This is a genomic window from Thalassotalea ganghwensis, from assembly GCF_053485795.1.
On sequence record NZ_JBQRUM010000009.1, the window covers coordinates 32776 to 48508 of the forward strand.

Below are 15733 nucleotides of genomic sequence, written 5' to 3' on the forward strand. Positions count from 1 at the left end.
GTTGCCCCTTGGACGTTAACAGTTATAACTCAAAGTCCCCGAAATCTAAATCACCTTTAGTGCACACCGTATCTTTTTTGGGAGGATCGAGTAACGAAGGTTGCTCAATAGATATTTCTTTCTCAATAGGTTTTGTTTTGGCTACACCGGACTTGCGCTTCTTGCGTTGCATACAACGTTTAATGACTTTTTGCTTATCATCTGTACTAAAGTTTATCCAATTTTGGCGTTCTTCACGAGTACGCAAACACCCCATGCAATAGCCTTTGTCATCTGATTGACAAATTCCAATACATGGGCTGGGAACATCAAAAAATTCTAATTGCGTACTCATACAGCAAGGAATACCTCTATCGTGTGTGCACTAAGTATAATGCACACAACTCTTAAAGTGCTAGGCTAATTTGTCGGTAGCAATATGATAATCAGGATCTTCAATAACATTAACTTCAACCAAATCTCCTGCTTTTTCAAGTAATTGCAGACATTCATTACTTAGATGTTTCAAATGGAGAGTTTTTCCTTTCGCCAAATATCGCTCAGCAAGCGTGTCAATTGCTTCTATGGCTGAATGATCAGCGACGCGTGAGTTTTTGAATTCAACAACAACATCATCATTATCATTGCTAATGTCAAATTGTTCTAAAAAGCTACTTACCGAACCAAAGAACAATGGACCATTAACTTCATAAACAGTTGAGCCTTTTTCATTGGTAGTACGAACCACTTGAACGTGTTTGGCATGCTCCCATGCAAACACTAATGCAGAAACAATCACACCGACAATAACCGCAACTGCTAAATCAGTTGCTACTGTGACGCCAGAAACAAGCACGATAACAAATGCATCTGCTTTTGGAACCTTTTTCAAAATTCTAAAGCTCGACCATTCAAACGTACCAATAACCACAATAAACATCACACCGACTAGGGCTGCAAGCGGTATAATTTCTATTAAGCTTGAAGCAAATAAGATAAAACATAATAATGCCAACGCAGCGGTCACACCCGACATCCGGCCTCGACCACCGGAATTTACATTAATCATCGACTGCCCGATCATAGCGCATCCCCCCATACCACCAAAGAAGCCATTAACGGTATTAGCAGCGCCTTGAGCAATACATTCTTTATTACCACGGCCACGAGTTCCGGTCAGCTCATCGATAAGCGTTAAGGTCAATAGCGATTCGATTAACCCAATTGCAGCAAGTATCAATGCAAATGGGAAAATAATTTTTAAAGTTTCAAAGGTAAACGGTACCATTGGAATAGCAAATTCTGGCAATGTACCCGCGATTGACGCTTGCGGATCGTTGGTCATATCACGAACAAAGTCGACCACAGTACGAACATCCAAATCTAAACTTTGCACTAAAACCGTCACCACCACGATGGCAACCAGGGAACTTGGCACGGCTTTAGTTAACTTGGGTAAGAAGTGAATAATCGCCATCGTCAAGGCGATTAAACCGAGCATCAGATAAAGTGGAGAACCCTGCATCCATTCGCCATTCGCCATTTTGAACTGGCCAAGTTGTGCTAAAAAGATAACAATGGCTAAACCATTAACAAAACCTAGCATGACGGGATGCGGCACCAGCCTGATAAATTTACCTAACTTGAAGATACCAGCTAATATTTGCAACACCCCGGTTAACACCACGGTAGCGAATAAGTATTGAACGCCGTGCAGCGCGACTAGGCTTACCATGACAACGGCCATAGCGCCTGTAGCCCCAGATATCATGCCTGGACGACCACCAAAAATAGAAGTAATTAACCCCACCATGAAGGCAGCATAAAGCCCCACCATAGGCTCAACACCAGCAACAAATGCAAAAGCGACAGCTTCTGGTACAAGAGCCAACGCAACGGTAAGGCCAGATAAAACATCATTCTTTAAATTACCGGCTGTTTTGCCATTAATTTCAAACATTATGATCCCGTATTACGTATTTAAAAGACTTGAAAGTAAATCGACTCACTGTGTCCATCAGCACATCAATTGGTAATGGATACCTAGTAAGTGTAGGCTACTAAAGATAAAAAGCCGACGACGTATAAAATATAGCCAGCTAAAAGCGGCGAGATGTTACAGAAACAAGGGGGATATGTCAATGATTGTTCGCTAATGCGGACGCACTAGCAAACAATTAAACCATTGATTTAAATAAAAATATTAGGCGCTTACTTTTTCGCGTTCTAATAGGAACTCTTTAATTTCATCACGAGATCCTAAGATATGTTGCTTCAATAGCGCCACCGCTTTATCAACATCTCGTGCTTTACAAAGGGCAAGTAATTCATTGTGCTCTGGCTCAGCTTTCGACATACCACCGGCCCACAACAAATGCATTCTAATATAGCGGTCAGCATTTTTATTAAGGGTATTAACGAGATCTTGAGTTTGAGGACGCTGTGCACCAGAATACAAGCAATTGTGATAAAGCGAGTTCAATTCACTCCATGTATTGGCCGCATTTTCTTGACTTAAAGATTCGTCAAGTTCTGCCAAATAACGCGTTGCTTGCGCGAGCATATCATCGGTTAAGTTAGGAATAGACTCCGCTAATAAGTTCGCTTCTAACATAGCACGTAACTCAAAAAGCTCATCAACTTGTTCAACATTGAGCTCGGTAGCGGTTGCCCCTTTATGGGGTTCAAAGGCCACTAAGCCTTCAGCTTCCAATTGAAGTAGTGCTTCCCTTACTGGAATACGGCTAACATTGAGCTCTTCAGCCAATGCTGCTTGGCGAAGTGCCTGGCCAGCTTTAATATCACCGTTAAGGATTTTTTCTCTAAGTGTCTCGACAACTAACTGAGTACGGGTTTTATATACTATGCTCATACAATTTTCCTAGAATAGTTGGCGACCATTATAAGGATTCGAACGATAAACTCAAAAAAAAAAGGAGTTATTGATAAAATAACTCCTTTAATGCGAAATTGTTTAGCCTTTTAAAAGACTTGGTAACAATTCATTCGGCATATTTTGATAGCAAATCGGCCTTTGGAAACGTTTAATCGCTTCACTACCAACTGACGTAGTTCTTAAATCAGTAGAAGCTGGGAATGGACCACCGTGATTCATCGACGCACAAACTTCAACGCCCGTTGGCATTTGATTGTAAATCAATCGACCAACTTTATGAGCCACTAACGTTGCAACTTCACGACTTAATGCTAAATCGCTATCGGTTGCGTGCAAACTCGCCGTTAAGTTACCTTTTAATAAACCGATAAAGCTCACTAACTCTTGCTGCTCTTTACAGCGGATCAATAACGCACAAGAACCAAACACTTCTTCTTGAAGTGCTTCATTAGCGTTAAATGTCGCTAAATCAGTTGCAAATAATGCCGCTTGGCATAAGTGCCCTTCAGTTCCTGGTTGACCTTCAGCAAGCAAGTCAACATTTTCAATTTCTTTCCACGCATTTACTGCATGTTGATAGGTTGACGCAATTGCCGGCGTTAACATCACGCCCGCTGGCGATTCACTAACCGCTTTAGCCGCGGCTTGTTCAAACACTTTAGTATTGGAATCTTCAACATAAACCCAAATGCCAGGGCTTGTACAAAACTGTCCTTGCCCCATGAGTAAAGAAGCGACTAAACCTTGGGCAAGCCCTTGAGCGTCTTCGCTTAACTTGCCCGGTAAAATAAACTGCGGGTTGACACTACCCAATTCTCCGTAAAACGGAATTGGCTCGGCGCGCTCGTTAATTTGACGTTGCAAAATCATACCTACGCGCTCTGAACCAGTAAATCCGACTGCTTTAACAAGCGGGTGTGTTACGATCTGACTAGCAATACCGTAATTTTTACCCTGAATTAATGAAAATACCCCTTGATCAATATCACACAATTCAAGAGCTTTACTAATCGCTCGTGCTACTAATTCGGCTGTTCCTGGGTGAGCAGCATGGGCTTTCATCACCACTGGACAACCTGCGGCTAATGCCGATGCCGTATCACCACCAGCAGTGGAAAATGCTAACGGAAAGTTACTTGCAGCGAAGACCCCTACAACCCCTAATGGTAAATACCCTAAGCGTGTGTCTGGCTTTGGCAATGGCTCACGAGCCGGATCAGCAAGGTCTACAACGCCTTGATATTCACCTTGCTCTAACAAATTGGCAAATAAGCCCAATTGCCCTACAGTTCGGCCTCGCTCTCCTTGAATGCGCATTGCTGGTAGCCCAGTTTCTTTACAAGCAATCTCAACAAGCTCATCACCAAGTTCCATGATTTGCTCACCGATAGTGCGAAGAAATTTTGCTCTTCGTTCAGCAGATAGTTGGCTATATTGACTAAACGCTTTATTCGCGCTGCTGATAGCTTGCTCGACTTCCGCTTCGGTAGCGTCAGCAAACGTGGTTTCCATTGGTTGGTTTAATGCGGCATCTGTCGCAACAAAACCATTGCTGGTATCACCAAGCCATTGACCTGCGATTAAATTCTTTCCTGTTAATGTCATAATAAACCTGTTTTTTAAGTTAATTTAAATAGTTAGCTTACGGTAAAACCGAAGGCATACGGGTCATCTTCATCAATGGTAATACAATTTTTACCAAATACTTTTGCCCAACCAGCGATGCTAGGCTTAATCATCTTAAGCTTGCCATTGGCGGTTTCTACCTCAATCACATCTTCAATTTTACCGACGAATTGGCTACCAATGTAGCTTTCATGAACAAAGGTATCACCTTTACTTAATTGACCTCGGGCAAATAACTGAGCCATACGTGCACTCGTGCCGGTACCACAAGGAGAGCGATCAATCGCTTTATCTCCATAAAAAACCGCATTGGCAGCATCCGAATCACTTTGTTGTGGCTTGCCAGTCCAAAGCACGTGAGACACGCCATTTACGGTTGGATCTTCAGGGTGAATACACTCGACCGCTTTAGCAGCAACTTCACGTACGATAGGACTCCAGTGTAAAATCTCACTAGCGCTCCATTGGTCAATACCAGGGAAATTCTCTTGAGGCTCAACAATAACGTAATAATTACCGCCATAAGAAACATCAACTTTTAATGTTCCTAGCCCAGGAACGTCAAGGATCACATCCTGGTGCGCCAAATAAGCAGCGACATTGTAAATTTTAACCGAGGTCACTTTCTTATCTTGCGTTTGATAATCAATTCTTATTTGACCTGCAGGAACATCTAGCGTGAGTTGACCTTCGATACGAGGGGTAATTAACCCATTCTCTATCGCTGCGGTAACTGTGCCTATCGTGCCGTGCCCACACATTGGTAAACAACCTGATGTTTCAATAAATAAAATTGACGCATCAGCACCCTCACTGCATGGTGGGTAAACAAAAGAACCAGACATCATATCGTGACCACGAGGCTCAAACATTAAGCCCTTACGAATCCAGTCATAATTTTCTAAAAAATCCTGACGCTTTTCGCTCATGGTCGTGCCACGTAAATTCGGGTGACCACTTGTCACCAATCGTACCGGATTACCACATGTGTGTGCATCGATACAAAAAAATGTTCCTTTAATCATACTTCTTCCTACACCTAGCTCAAAAGTACGCTTGTTCGTTTTAAGCTGAACTTTTGATATATCTCTTACCCGATACCAATTAGTCTAAATTAAATTTTGATAAATCGATACGTGTAACCACTACGTCGCTATAAAGCGTTACTACTCGCGCACTTTCCGTACCTGATAATGGCACCGTTAATGCACGGGTTGCTAGCCAGCCTTACCCTGTTAATTGCAAAAAAACTTATTGTTCATATTTTTACTGACAACCAAATTTATAAATACCGTCAAGTATTGCTAGAAAAGCCATCGCATATTGTATACAATAATTTTGATCGCACAAGCAAAAAATGAAAAACCTTAACCTTTAGGTGTAAAGAAATGATTATAGCTACAGATAATTTAGATAATTATCAATGCATTAAAACTATAGACGCTCATACTGAAGGCGAACCTCTACGTATCATTACTGACGGTTACCCAGCAATTAATGGTAAGACAATTCTCGAAAAAAGGCAGTACCTAACCGAGAACTTAGACCACTTAAGAAAGCTATTAATGTTTGAACCTCGTGGTCATGCTGACATGTATGGTGCACTCATTACCGAACCTTGTACTAAAGATGCTCAATTCGGTATTTTATTTATGCATAATGAAGGCTATAGCAGCATGTGTGGTCATGGAATTATCGCGGCGGTTTCTGTAGCAATCGAAACAGGAAGCATGGCAATGCCTAAGCCTGACCAAGTGATTGGAATCGATGCCCCTGCTGGGTTAATCAAGGCCTATGCTGAAAAAAATCAGCAAGGCAAATTAACGGTAAGTTTTGACAACGTCCCTTCATTTGTCGAAATACTTGGACAGACTGTTCATGTTGAAGGTATCGGGGAAGTAGAATATGACATTGCTTATGGTGGCGCATACTACGCCTATGTTGATGCTGACAAACTCGGTTTAGATTGCACCCCAAAAAACAACCAACAACTGATTCAAACGGGTTGGGCAATTAAAAAAGCGGTGATGAAACAATATCCACTTCATCATCCTCTCGAGAAAGATTTAAGCTTCTTATATGGCACAATATTTTACTCCAAAAAGACGACTTTAGCCTCTTCACACTCTCGTCATGTTTGTGTATTTGCTGATGGTGAGGTTGATCGCTCTCCAACCGGTACTGGGGTAAGTGCAAGAATTGCCCTATTAGCCGAGAAAGAAGGCATCGGTAGAAACGAACCAGTAACCATAGAAAGCATTGTTGATGGTCAAATGACAGTAAAAATTCATGATTACTGCGACTACTATGGTAAAAAAGCAGTTATTCCAAGGGTAACGGGCAGAGCTTTTATCACCGGAATCCACCAATTTATGCTAAATCAAGACGATATTTTCCCTGAAGGCTTCATTTTGAGATAAAAGTTATGAAAAAACAACAACACATTGCAGTCATTGGCGCAGGTATCATCGGGGTAAACTGTGCAGCATTTTTACAGCAACAAGGTCACCAAGTTACCTTAATCGATCGAGATGGTATTGGCGAAGGTTGTTCAAAAGGTAATGCAGGTCATTTTGCCACCGAGCAAGTATTTCCATTAGCTGAAAAAAGCCTTCTTTGGCAGTTTCCTAAACTATTACTCGACCCATTAGGGCCAATTGCTATTTCTCCGAAATACCTACCTAAGGCCATCCCGTGGTTCTTTAAGTTTATTCGCAACATGTTTAACGATAAACGCAATTACAATACGCGCGCCCTACAAGCGTTAAACTTAAATGCAATTGCAGAGTATAAACCGCTATTAAAATCAGCAGAAGCTGAGCACTTACTAACAACTAAAGGCAGCTTGTTAGTATTTGAAACTAAACGCATTAAACAAGTAGAGCAACATTATCAGGTTTATAAGAATGCTGGTATTAGTGTAAAACTGTTAGACCGTCAGCAAACCATGTTGTTAGAGCCTAATTTAAACGACAACATTAACTATTCATTATACTTTACCGATGTTGGCCATACCGCAGATCCTTTTGAGTTTACTAAAGCCATCGGTAATTACGCTCAACGTATTGGTGCACACTACCTGAATAAAACCGTATCGAAGATTTCTGAAAATAACTCAGGCGTTAACATCGTCTGTGAAGACGAGACATTAAACTTTGATCAAGTAATATTAGCCACAGGCGCCTGGTCTAAAAATTTGGTTAATGACCTTGGCTATAAATTACCGATTGAATATGAACGCGGCTATCACCTTGATTTACCTGAACCAAATAAAGCGTCAAGATTAACAAGGCCAGTCGCCTCAGTTGAACGTAAGTTTATTATCACCCCGATGAGTCACGGCTTAAGACTTGCGGGTACGGTTGAATTTGCTGGCTTAGAACAAGCACCTAACATGACCAGAGCGCATAGCCTTCATAAAAATGCCCAATATGTGTTAAATGAAACACCAAGTTTTACTGTCAATGATGTAAAAGAGAGTCAGCAATGGATGGGGTTTAGGCCGTCGTTACCAGATTCACTCCCGGTGATCGGCAAAGCACCAAAACACAACCACATCTTGTTTGCATTAGGTCACCAGCACCTTGGACTTACCTTAGGCGCAATTACCGGCAAACTCATCGCTCAAATCATTAATGGTGAAAAGACTGATATTGACATCAAGCCCTTTGATATCAATAGGTTTAACTAAGGTATAATAAGGCAAGTAACCTAGTTTTCTAGGTTACTCTGGCTTGTCGGTTAACTGAACAGGAACAGAAACAAAGAACGCACAACCAACATCAGTATTTTCAATTTTAATCGTGCCACCGAGTTTCGTATTAACCAGGTTAAAGACAATATTCATCCCCAGCCCTGAGCCACCTTGCCCGCGTTTAGTGGTAACAAAGGGATCAAATATCCGCTTTTTAATATCATCACTTAACCCTTTACCGTCATCACTATAACGCAGGTTTAAATGTCCATCTTTGTATTCAAAACTAATAGAAATAACGCCACGATCACGCCCTTCAAAACCATGCACATGTGAGTTAGTTAAAAAGTTAGTTAAAATCTGGTTCCAAGCACTCGGGTAAGTGACAAGATTAAAGTTAGGATCTACGTCAATATTAATGGTGTAATCTTTGCGTTTGAACAAGGTTTTAACGGTATTAACCACATCGTTTACGTGCTGTGCCAAGTTAATATTAATTTCTGGATCGGTATGTTGCTCGACGGCAACCGATTTAAAACCTCGGATCAAATCAACCGCTTTATTTAAACTACGTTCAATGATCTCTTGGTACTCTATCAGCAAGTTGAGCGTTTTGGTTAACTGCGATTTAGTCAGGTTTTCATTTTCTATCGCTTGGTTAAGCAAAATAACTTTTTCTTTCAATGCCGTTATTGACGTTACGCAGATCCCCAAAGGTGTATTGACCTCATGAGCTACCCCAGCAACCAACTGGCCAAGAGATGCCATTTTTTCAGACTGCACTAATTGATCTTTTGCCAAGGTTAAATCATCGAGGGATTGTTGTAATTGCTTATTGCTGGCAGCGAGTTTAGAAGTTCGATCGTAAACTTTAATTTCTAGCTCACCATTTAAACTGATTAAAGCATTTTCAGCTTCTTCTAACTTAACAATATCGTTCTTTAGTGTCACACGCATATTATTGATAGCGTCAACAAGGTCATCTAACTCATCTTTCTTTTCAGATCGATTCGGGAGCTCTAAAGGCTTGTTCAGATTACTGCCTTTCATCGCTAAAGAATAATTGGTGATCACATAAATATGGCGAGTAACCAACCACTGAACGATGATCATAATACAAAAGGCGACAATAAAGGTTTTAACAACTTCAGATGCCAAAATAAAACCCGCTTGCTGCCAAAGATTCTTATAGATATCAGCAAAATCAGCAGAAACTGCGAGTACACCGATATCGTTATCTCCATATTCTATCGGGTATTCAACGTATTTCTGTGCAATTATGTCTGGGTCACCAAACTGATAAACTTTACCGAACCCAGTGGTAATTTTAACATAGCGCACATGAGGTAACTTAACAATCCCCTGAATTTGTTGCTGCACTAATGGTTCATTGAAATCCCATAAACTTGTTGAGATTGACTGGATATAACTTGACTCAATATTATCGAACTGCTGGTTTAGCGAGGTAATATTATCTTGATAGTTGACCCATAACTGTATTGCTGTAGATGCTATCGATAAAATCGAACTACAAAGCAATATATAAATTAGTACACGTCGACTTAATTTATTGTTAAAAGAGCCGGTATTTGGCATTGAGACCTTATCTTGGATTGTCGATTGGACAAACAAGCCACAAAAATTTTAATGATATTCTAATTAAAATCGTCGCCAAGGGTATTGTCAACCAATACCCTTCATATTAACACTCTGTTAACCTGAATACGGGGCTAAGCGCAAATATTTGAATTAATTACGAGTTCATTAACGCTTCAATGTCACTGATAGTACGAGGAATTTCTTTAGATAAATTTTCATGGCCTGTGTTTGTCACCAAAATATCATCTTCGATCCTAATGGCAATACCATGCCATTTTTCATCAACATTTGGACAACCTTTAGGAATATAAATCCCTGGTTCTATGGTGAACACCATATTTTCTTGAAAAGTTACCCATTGCGCGTTTTCATCATGATAGGCGCCAACATCATGAACATCCATACCAAGCCAATGACCGGTTTTATGCACAGTAAAACTGCGATAGCTTTCTTCTGCCATAACTTGCTCAATTTCACCTTGTAGAATTCCAAGTTCTAGCAACCCTTCGGCGATAACACGCATGGCGGTTTCATACATTGACGACCAACTCGCCCCTGGTTTCACACAAGAAATAGCGGCATCGAGGGCTGCTAACACGAGATTGTATAAGGTCGCTTGTTCTTCACTAAAACGTCCATTGATTGGCCATGTACGGGTAACATCGGCACTGTAATTTCTAAATTCAGCGCCAGCATCGACTAACACCATTTCACCATCTAGCAACTCACAGTTATTGTCCTCATAATGTAAACAGCAACCATTATTACCACCGGCGACTATGGTTGGGTAACCAACATCTCGACATCCATACTCTGCTATTTCACGATCAAAAATTGCGCTCAATTTTAGCTCGTTTATGCCTGGCTGAGTGTTTCGCATCATCGCTTTATGACCGCTAATCGTCGCTTTGACCGCTTGGCGAATTGAGGTTAACTCTTCAGCTGACTTTACTCGCCTTGCGTTATGCAAAATTGGCTGCAACGGCAATAGTGATCGAAAGTGCTTAATCGCATCAAACGGTGTATTACGACGTTGATGATTTATCCAAGTAAAAATATTGTGTTGATAAAGACCTTGTTCATCAAGATAGTAAACCTTATGACGTTCTTCCAATAAGCTCGGCAATGTCGTGTGAATATCATTAATCGCGAATGATAAATCCGCTTGATACTGCTCTATAACGCCCTGTAAACCGGCACGTTTGCCAAAACTTGTTTCTGCGGCACTATCATTAGGACGAGTAAACATAACAAATGGCTTTTCGTGTTCAGGGCGAATCACTGCCACAGCATTAGGCTCTTCAAAGCCGGTCAAATAGAAAAGATCATTGTCAGATCGAAAATGGTAATTGATGTTTTTACTACGGGTTTTGGCTGTATTTCCAACAACAATCACTACAGAGTCTTGATCAAGTTGTTGACTAAGCCATTGGCGGCGTTGTTGAAATATCGTCATAGGTTTACCTTTTTCGTTAATTACAAACAGCGTGCGGCTACCAGCTTTGCTGCGGCCAAATCTTCTAACGCATGCCCTACTGATTTAAACACGGTAATATCGTTATCTTTTCGATTTACTTGGTACTGCTCTTTGGCTAACGCGAACAGATCAGCTTCGATGTCTTCTTGGGTTATCACACCATGTTGAAGAGGAATTGCCAAGTCCCCTGTTTCTCTTATTGCACTTTCAAGGTTATCAACAAAAATTCTATTGCCCACTAAGCAGGCATCATCCATTTCACGCATATCAGGACGATAGGCTCCAACCATGTCTACATGTTGACCTGGTTTTAACCACTGACCGAAAACCAACGGCGCTTTACTGAGCGTCGCGCAAGAGATGATATCAACTTTGCCAACATAGGATTGAATATCATCAACAGGCTGGCAATCAAGCGCTAACTCCTTAACTTGCTCACAAACAGCTTGAGCTTTGTCTATTGAGCGCCCCCAAACATAAACTTTTTTAATTGGCCTTACCGTTGCGTGAGCAGCAATAAGTTGGGGTGCTAAGGTGCCCGTACCAACCACCAATAAGCTTTCACTGTCTTCACGAGATAAAAACTGACTTGCTAAGGCTGATGCTGCAGCTGTGCGTTTTGCTGTTAACGCTGGCGCGTCCATCATCGCTTTAATCGAGCCAGTATCAATATCAAATAATAAGTAATTACCTTGAATTGAAGGTAACCCTTTTTGGCTGTTATCTGGAGCAACCGTCACCAGCTTTACACCAGCAACATCACCTGATATCCAGGCAGGCATCATTAATAAGGTAGTTTCACGAGATGCATTGGGGTTTTCCATATCAAAATGTAATCTAGGTGGCACACAAATATCTGAAGCAAACGCTGTGCCCAATGCGGGGATAAGTTCTGAAAATTGAAGAGCATCATTAACTTGCTCGGCACTAATAGTAAGCATTTGAAAACCTTATAAAATCTAAACCCTAATTTTGTAACCCCTTCATTATTGCATAATGTATACATAAATCCAAGACGAGATAGTTACCCACTAGCGCTGTAATGCGGTTGCCCTAGCTACCCCAAGATAAAAAAGATCATTGACAATTGTTGGTGCTAGTGCGAATCTTGCCATTCTCAAAACATAGGAGTACGAAAGAAAATGAACAATGTAACTTGCAAAATTTGTATCGCTGAGAATGTAGTAAAAGAAGATATGGCATTGGTGTCAGCACACAAGTAATTCTAGGTAATCTATTCGTTAGCCTTTCCTGCAATGTGATAATTATCACGCGCTTTCTTACTTGTCATTCTTGAAACTTTTCAAGACTCTCATACCAATGAGCAAACATTCACGAGCCAATCTTTAGGCCGTTTGCCTCCATATTTTCTCATCTTTAGTGATCGTTCAATAGGTGCGTTTTTGCGCCGACAATTTATTGAGCTACTGGCATTACGCCAATGAGAATATGTAAACAATGACAAATAATTTAAATACAACACAAACAAAAGTATCGATCTTTTCTTTATTCAAACAAGCATTAAAAGGAGATCATAAAGATTTAACCCAAGGTTCTATTGGCGTTGCCGCATTTTTGCTAGCGGTTCCTATGGTACTAGAGATGTTAATGGAGTCGGTGTTTGCCATTACCGATATTTTTTTCGTCTCAGGTCTTGGCGCTGAAGCCGTTGCCGTAGTAGGTTTAACCGAAGCTGTACTCACGTTGCTATACGCTGTTGCTATTGGCTTGAGTATGGCGGTAACCGCAACCGTTGCCAGACGCTATGGTGAAAAGCAATATGACCAAGCCAATATTGTCGCCGGACAAACGCTTTGGCTTGGCCTTATTATCGCCTTAGTGGTCGGCTTCATTGGCTTAAACTTCGCAGAAGATATCTTAATTTTTATGGGCGGAAATGAAGCAATCGTCGCCGCTGGTAAAAGCTACACCACCATCATGTTAACGGGCTCAATAACGATTTTATATCTGTTCTTAATGAACGCTATTTTTCGTGGTGCTGGAGACGCTTCGGTTGCGATGAAGTCACTGTGGCTTGCTAATGGCATTAATATCGTCCTCGACCCGCTACTCATTTATGGCATTTGGTTTTTTCCAGAAATGGGCTTAACTGGCGCCGCGGTTGCAACAACCATCGGTCGAGGTGTGGGTGTCATCTATCAACTAAATCACTTATTTGGTTTAGTGGGTCGCATCAGTATTGGCTGGCAGCATCTTAAAGTAAATATAACGACAATGAAGCAGTTACTGTCATTATCGCTTTTTGGTGTTTTACAATTTTTGATCGCAACCGCCAGCTGGATTGCGTTAGTGCGCATTGTTTCAACCTATGGTAGTGAAGCCACTGCAGGTTATACCATTGCAATACGCATTTTTATGTTTGCAATATTACCAGCATGGGGATTGAGTAATGCAGTTGCAACCTTAGTTGGACAAAATCTTGGCGCAGCAAAACCGCAACGCGCTGAAGACTCGGTAAGGCGAATCGCCAAATATAATATCTATTATATGCTGGGTGTTGCCGTGATATTTCTAGCAATACCACAACAAATTATTGGCCTGTTTACTCACGATCCGTTAGTGATTAAATACGGTGTTGATTGCCTTCGCTTGATTAGTTTGGGGAATGGTTTCTTTGCCTTGGGCATGGTGCTTATTCAAGCATTTAATGGCTCTGGCGATACGATTACCCCAACCAAGGTTAACTTTTTATGCTATTGGTTAATCCAAATTCCTTTAGCTTACAGTCTGGCTAAATTGTTAACCTTTGGGCCAAACGGGGTATTTTTAGCTGTCACCTTAGCACAAGGTGTTTTTGCACTCGTTGGTTGGCATTTATTTAAAAAAGGCCAATGGAAGTTAAAAGAGGTATAGCGGTAACTACCGATAAAAAGGAGCCAACGGCTCCTTTTTAAAATCCAATCTTTGTATTTGATTTGGGAATTATCTGCTCACACTCAGCATATATTCAGCCACTGCTAAGCGGGTCTTTTCATCCAAATAATCTTGTGGTGGCATTTCTGGATAATCTTCCCGCTTTTTAGTTGGGTTAGCAATCCACTGCGCCAAGCCTTGCGGATTATCCATATATAAGGCTTGAATAATTTGAACCGGAGGGCCGATCATTCTACCAGTATAGGTATGGCAGCCAGCACAAATTCCCATGTAAACTACTTTACCACGCTCTGAAGGATCAATTTTACGAGCTGCAACCGGTTCATCGAGAATATAACTATCAACACTGTCTGTATTGGTAAATTGACACTCCTGCCAATCATCTACGCCAACAGTGACATAACGGTGACGATTGATAATACAACTATCACGGCTAACACCGACACGAACAATATCAGGATTACCTTGTTTAAATTCTGTCAGCATTAATGCTTTGGCTTCATCAATGGTGTCATAACCATTATTTAGCATTAGGTTATCAAGGATCATCACTTTATCTGGCGCAGGATCAGACTCTGGATCCATGGTCGTATTGGGCGCATTATTATGGTCGGTAATAATGATCCCCGCGGTTTTATTACCTGAAATAATATTACCTTCAACAATAACTTCATCGGCAGCCATAATTAAAATCCCTGTGCCTGCTGGAATACCCGCAACCGTTGAGCCTGGCGCACCAAAGTTTGCCGTATTGTTATCAACGATAAAGTTATTGCGAATAATGACATCAAAGGTGGTTTTAATCGGCAGGCCTGGCGTGATAAAGGCGAGGATACCGCCAGTATTATTATGTACATAGTTATTCTCAACAATCGCATGGCGAGAGTTTTCAATTTCAATACCAGCAACCGAGTCAAATACGTCATTATGTGCAACATGAATATTATCGCTCATACCGACATAAATCGCGGCATCTTCAATCCCTGAAATCACATTGTGCTCAACAATGCCATTCTTACCTAGCTGAGGAAAAATACCGTAGACTCCAGTATCGACAATAATATTGTTACGAATCTCAAAATTATTGCCCGCTTGCCCCATAATGGCATTACCTTTGTATTTGGTAATTTTTAAGTTTTCAACAACAACGTTATTACCTGAATATAAAATGGCATCATTAAGTTGGCCTTTACCGTCCAGTACTGCGCGTTTTCCTTCTTTAATCACACCAATAATGCGAATGTCATCTTTATCAATGTATACCGTTTCGTGATAAGTGCCCGGCATGATCTGAATGGTATCTCCAGGCTGAGCAATTTTAACCGCTGCCATAATCGACTCACCATCGTTAATAATATGGGTTTGTCCGTCAGTAGTGCGCACTTTGACCGCACTTTTACTTTGGCTAACTTGGCTATCTTCGGCTTGTTTATAACCACCAGAATAACTTGCGCCCCCAGTACTGCTGGTTATTGTCGGTGCTTTATTTTGATTACTACCAAAATACATCCCTGCAATAAAGGCCCCGGCAACCAAGACAACCCCGACTGCTTTTTTTGAACTCATA

At 41.1% G+C, this 15733-nt stretch carries 12 protein-coding genes; 3 read left to right on the forward strand and 9 right to left on the reverse strand.

What is annotated here, in order from left to right; translation table 11 throughout:
* Positions 1 to 22 precede the first annotated feature (22 nt).
* The 5 genes from ACSLUH_RS10725 to ACSLUH_RS10745 all read right to left on the reverse strand — a co-directional run bounded on the left by ACSLUH_RS10725 (position 23) and on the right by ACSLUH_RS10745 (position 5526).
* Entirely contained in the window at positions 23 to 334 is a 312-nt protein-coding gene (locus ACSLUH_RS10725; RefSeq protein ID WP_448566802.1) for a DUF1289 domain-containing protein, read from the reverse strand.
* Between the two features lie 60 nt (positions 335 to 394).
* On the reverse strand, positions 395 to 1939 hold the full coding sequence (locus ACSLUH_RS10730) for a SulP family inorganic anion transporter (RefSeq protein ID WP_448566804.1): 1545 nt from the start codon (positions 1937 to 1939) through the stop codon (positions 395 to 397).
* Between the two features lie 243 nt (positions 1940 to 2182).
* A complete protein-coding gene (locus tag ACSLUH_RS10735) occupies positions 2183 to 2851 on the reverse strand; it encodes a GntR family transcriptional regulator (RefSeq protein ID WP_448566806.1) in 669 nt (222 codons plus the stop codon).
* 102 nt (positions 2852 to 2953) lie between these two features.
* Positions 2954 to 4480, reverse strand: a complete 1527-nt coding sequence (locus ACSLUH_RS10740; RefSeq protein ID WP_448566808.1) for an aldehyde dehydrogenase (NADP(+)) — start codon at positions 4478 to 4480, stop codon at positions 2954 to 2956.
* A 32-nt stretch (positions 4481 to 4512) separates the two neighbouring features.
* Positions 4513 to 5526, reverse strand: a complete 1014-nt coding sequence (locus ACSLUH_RS10745; RefSeq protein ID WP_448566809.1) for a 4-hydroxyproline epimerase — start codon at positions 5524 to 5526, stop codon at positions 4513 to 4515.
* A gap of 363 nt (positions 5527 to 5889) precedes the next feature.
* Here ACSLUH_RS10745 and ACSLUH_RS10750 point away from each other — a divergent pair, with 363 nt between their 5' ends.
* Positions 5890 to 6921, forward strand: coding sequence for a proline racemase family protein (locus ACSLUH_RS10750; protein ID WP_448566811.1), 1032 nt, complete (start codon positions 5890 to 5892; stop codon positions 6919 to 6921).
* Between the two features lie 5 nt (positions 6922 to 6926).
* The gene (locus ACSLUH_RS10755) at positions 6927 to 8192 is read left to right on the forward strand and encodes an NAD(P)/FAD-dependent oxidoreductase (protein ID WP_448566813.1); all 1266 of its coding nucleotides are present in this window, start codon (positions 6927 to 6929) and stop codon (positions 8190 to 8192) included.
* Between the two features lie 33 nt (positions 8193 to 8225).
* Here ACSLUH_RS10755 and ACSLUH_RS10760 read toward each other — a convergent pair whose 3' ends face one another.
* The 3 genes from ACSLUH_RS10760 to lhpI form a co-directional block, all read right to left on the reverse strand.
* A complete protein-coding gene (locus tag ACSLUH_RS10760; RefSeq protein WP_448566815.1) occupies positions 8226 to 9791 on the reverse strand; it encodes a sensor histidine kinase in 1566 nt (521 codons plus the stop codon).
* Positions 9792 to 9948: 157 nt separating this feature from the next.
* Positions 9949 to 11250: an aminopeptidase P N-terminal domain-containing protein gene (locus ACSLUH_RS10765; protein WP_448566817.1), complete on the reverse strand. Its 1302-nt coding sequence runs from the start codon at positions 11248 to 11250 to the stop codon at positions 9949 to 9951.
* Between the two features lie 20 nt (positions 11251 to 11270).
* Positions 11271 to 12212, reverse strand: a complete 942-nt coding sequence (gene lhpI, locus ACSLUH_RS10770; RefSeq protein WP_448566819.1) for a bifunctional Delta(1)-pyrroline-2-carboxylate/Delta(1)-piperideine-2-carboxylate reductase — start codon at positions 12210 to 12212, stop codon at positions 11271 to 11273.
* Between the two features lie 517 nt (positions 12213 to 12729).
* On the opposite strand from lhpI, the gene ACSLUH_RS10775 reads away from it, so the two are divergent.
* A complete protein-coding gene (locus tag ACSLUH_RS10775; protein WP_448566821.1) occupies positions 12730 to 14145 on the forward strand; it encodes an MATE family efflux transporter in 1416 nt (471 codons plus the stop codon).
* Positions 14146 to 14214: 69 nt separating this feature from the next.
* Here ACSLUH_RS10775 and ACSLUH_RS10780 read toward each other — a convergent pair whose 3' ends face one another.
* Positions 14215 to 15732, reverse strand: coding sequence for a parallel beta-helix domain-containing protein (locus tag ACSLUH_RS10780; RefSeq protein ID WP_448566823.1), 1518 nt, complete (start codon positions 15730 to 15732; stop codon positions 14215 to 14217).
* Position 15733: the final 1 nt, after the last annotated feature.

Coding starts and splice junctions, on each gene's coding strand:
- ACSLUH_RS10725 (WP_448566802.1), bottom strand. CDS start 334: ATGAGTACGCAATTAGAATTTTTTGATGTTCCCAGCCCATGTATTGGA.
- ACSLUH_RS10730 (WP_448566804.1), bottom strand. CDS start 1,939: ATGTTTGAAATTAATGGCAAAACAGCCGGTAATTTAAAGAATGATGTT.
- ACSLUH_RS10735 (WP_448566806.1), bottom strand. CDS start 2,851: ATGAGCATAGTATATAAAACCCGTACTCAGTTAGTTGTCGAGACACTT.
- ACSLUH_RS10740 (WP_448566808.1), bottom strand. CDS start 4,480: ATGACATTAACAGGAAAGAATTTAATCGCAGGTCAATGGCTTGGTGAT.
- ACSLUH_RS10745 (WP_448566809.1), bottom strand. CDS start 5,526: ATGATTAAAGGAACATTTTTTTGTATCGATGCACACACATGTGGTAAT.
- ACSLUH_RS10750 (WP_448566811.1), top strand. CDS start 5,890: ATGATTATAGCTACAGATAATTTAGATAATTATCAATGCATTAAAACT.
- ACSLUH_RS10755 (WP_448566813.1), top strand. CDS start 6,927: ATGAAAAAACAACAACACATTGCAGTCATTGGCGCAGGTATCATCGGG.
- ACSLUH_RS10760 (WP_448566815.1), bottom strand. CDS start 9,791: ATGCCAAATACCGGCTCTTTTAACAATAAATTAAGTCGACGTGTACTA.
- ACSLUH_RS10765 (WP_448566817.1), bottom strand. CDS start 11,250: ATGACGATATTTCAACAACGCCGCCAATGGCTTAGTCAACAACTTGAT.
- lhpI (WP_448566819.1), bottom strand. CDS start 12,212: ATGCTTACTATTAGTGCCGAGCAAGTTAATGATGCTCTTCAATTTTCA.
- ACSLUH_RS10775 (WP_448566821.1), top strand. CDS start 12,730: ATGACAAATAATTTAAATACAACACAAACAAAAGTATCGATCTTTTCT.
- ACSLUH_RS10780 (WP_448566823.1), bottom strand. CDS start 15,732: ATGAGTTCAAAAAAAGCAGTCGGGGTTGTCTTGGTTGCCGGGGCCTTT.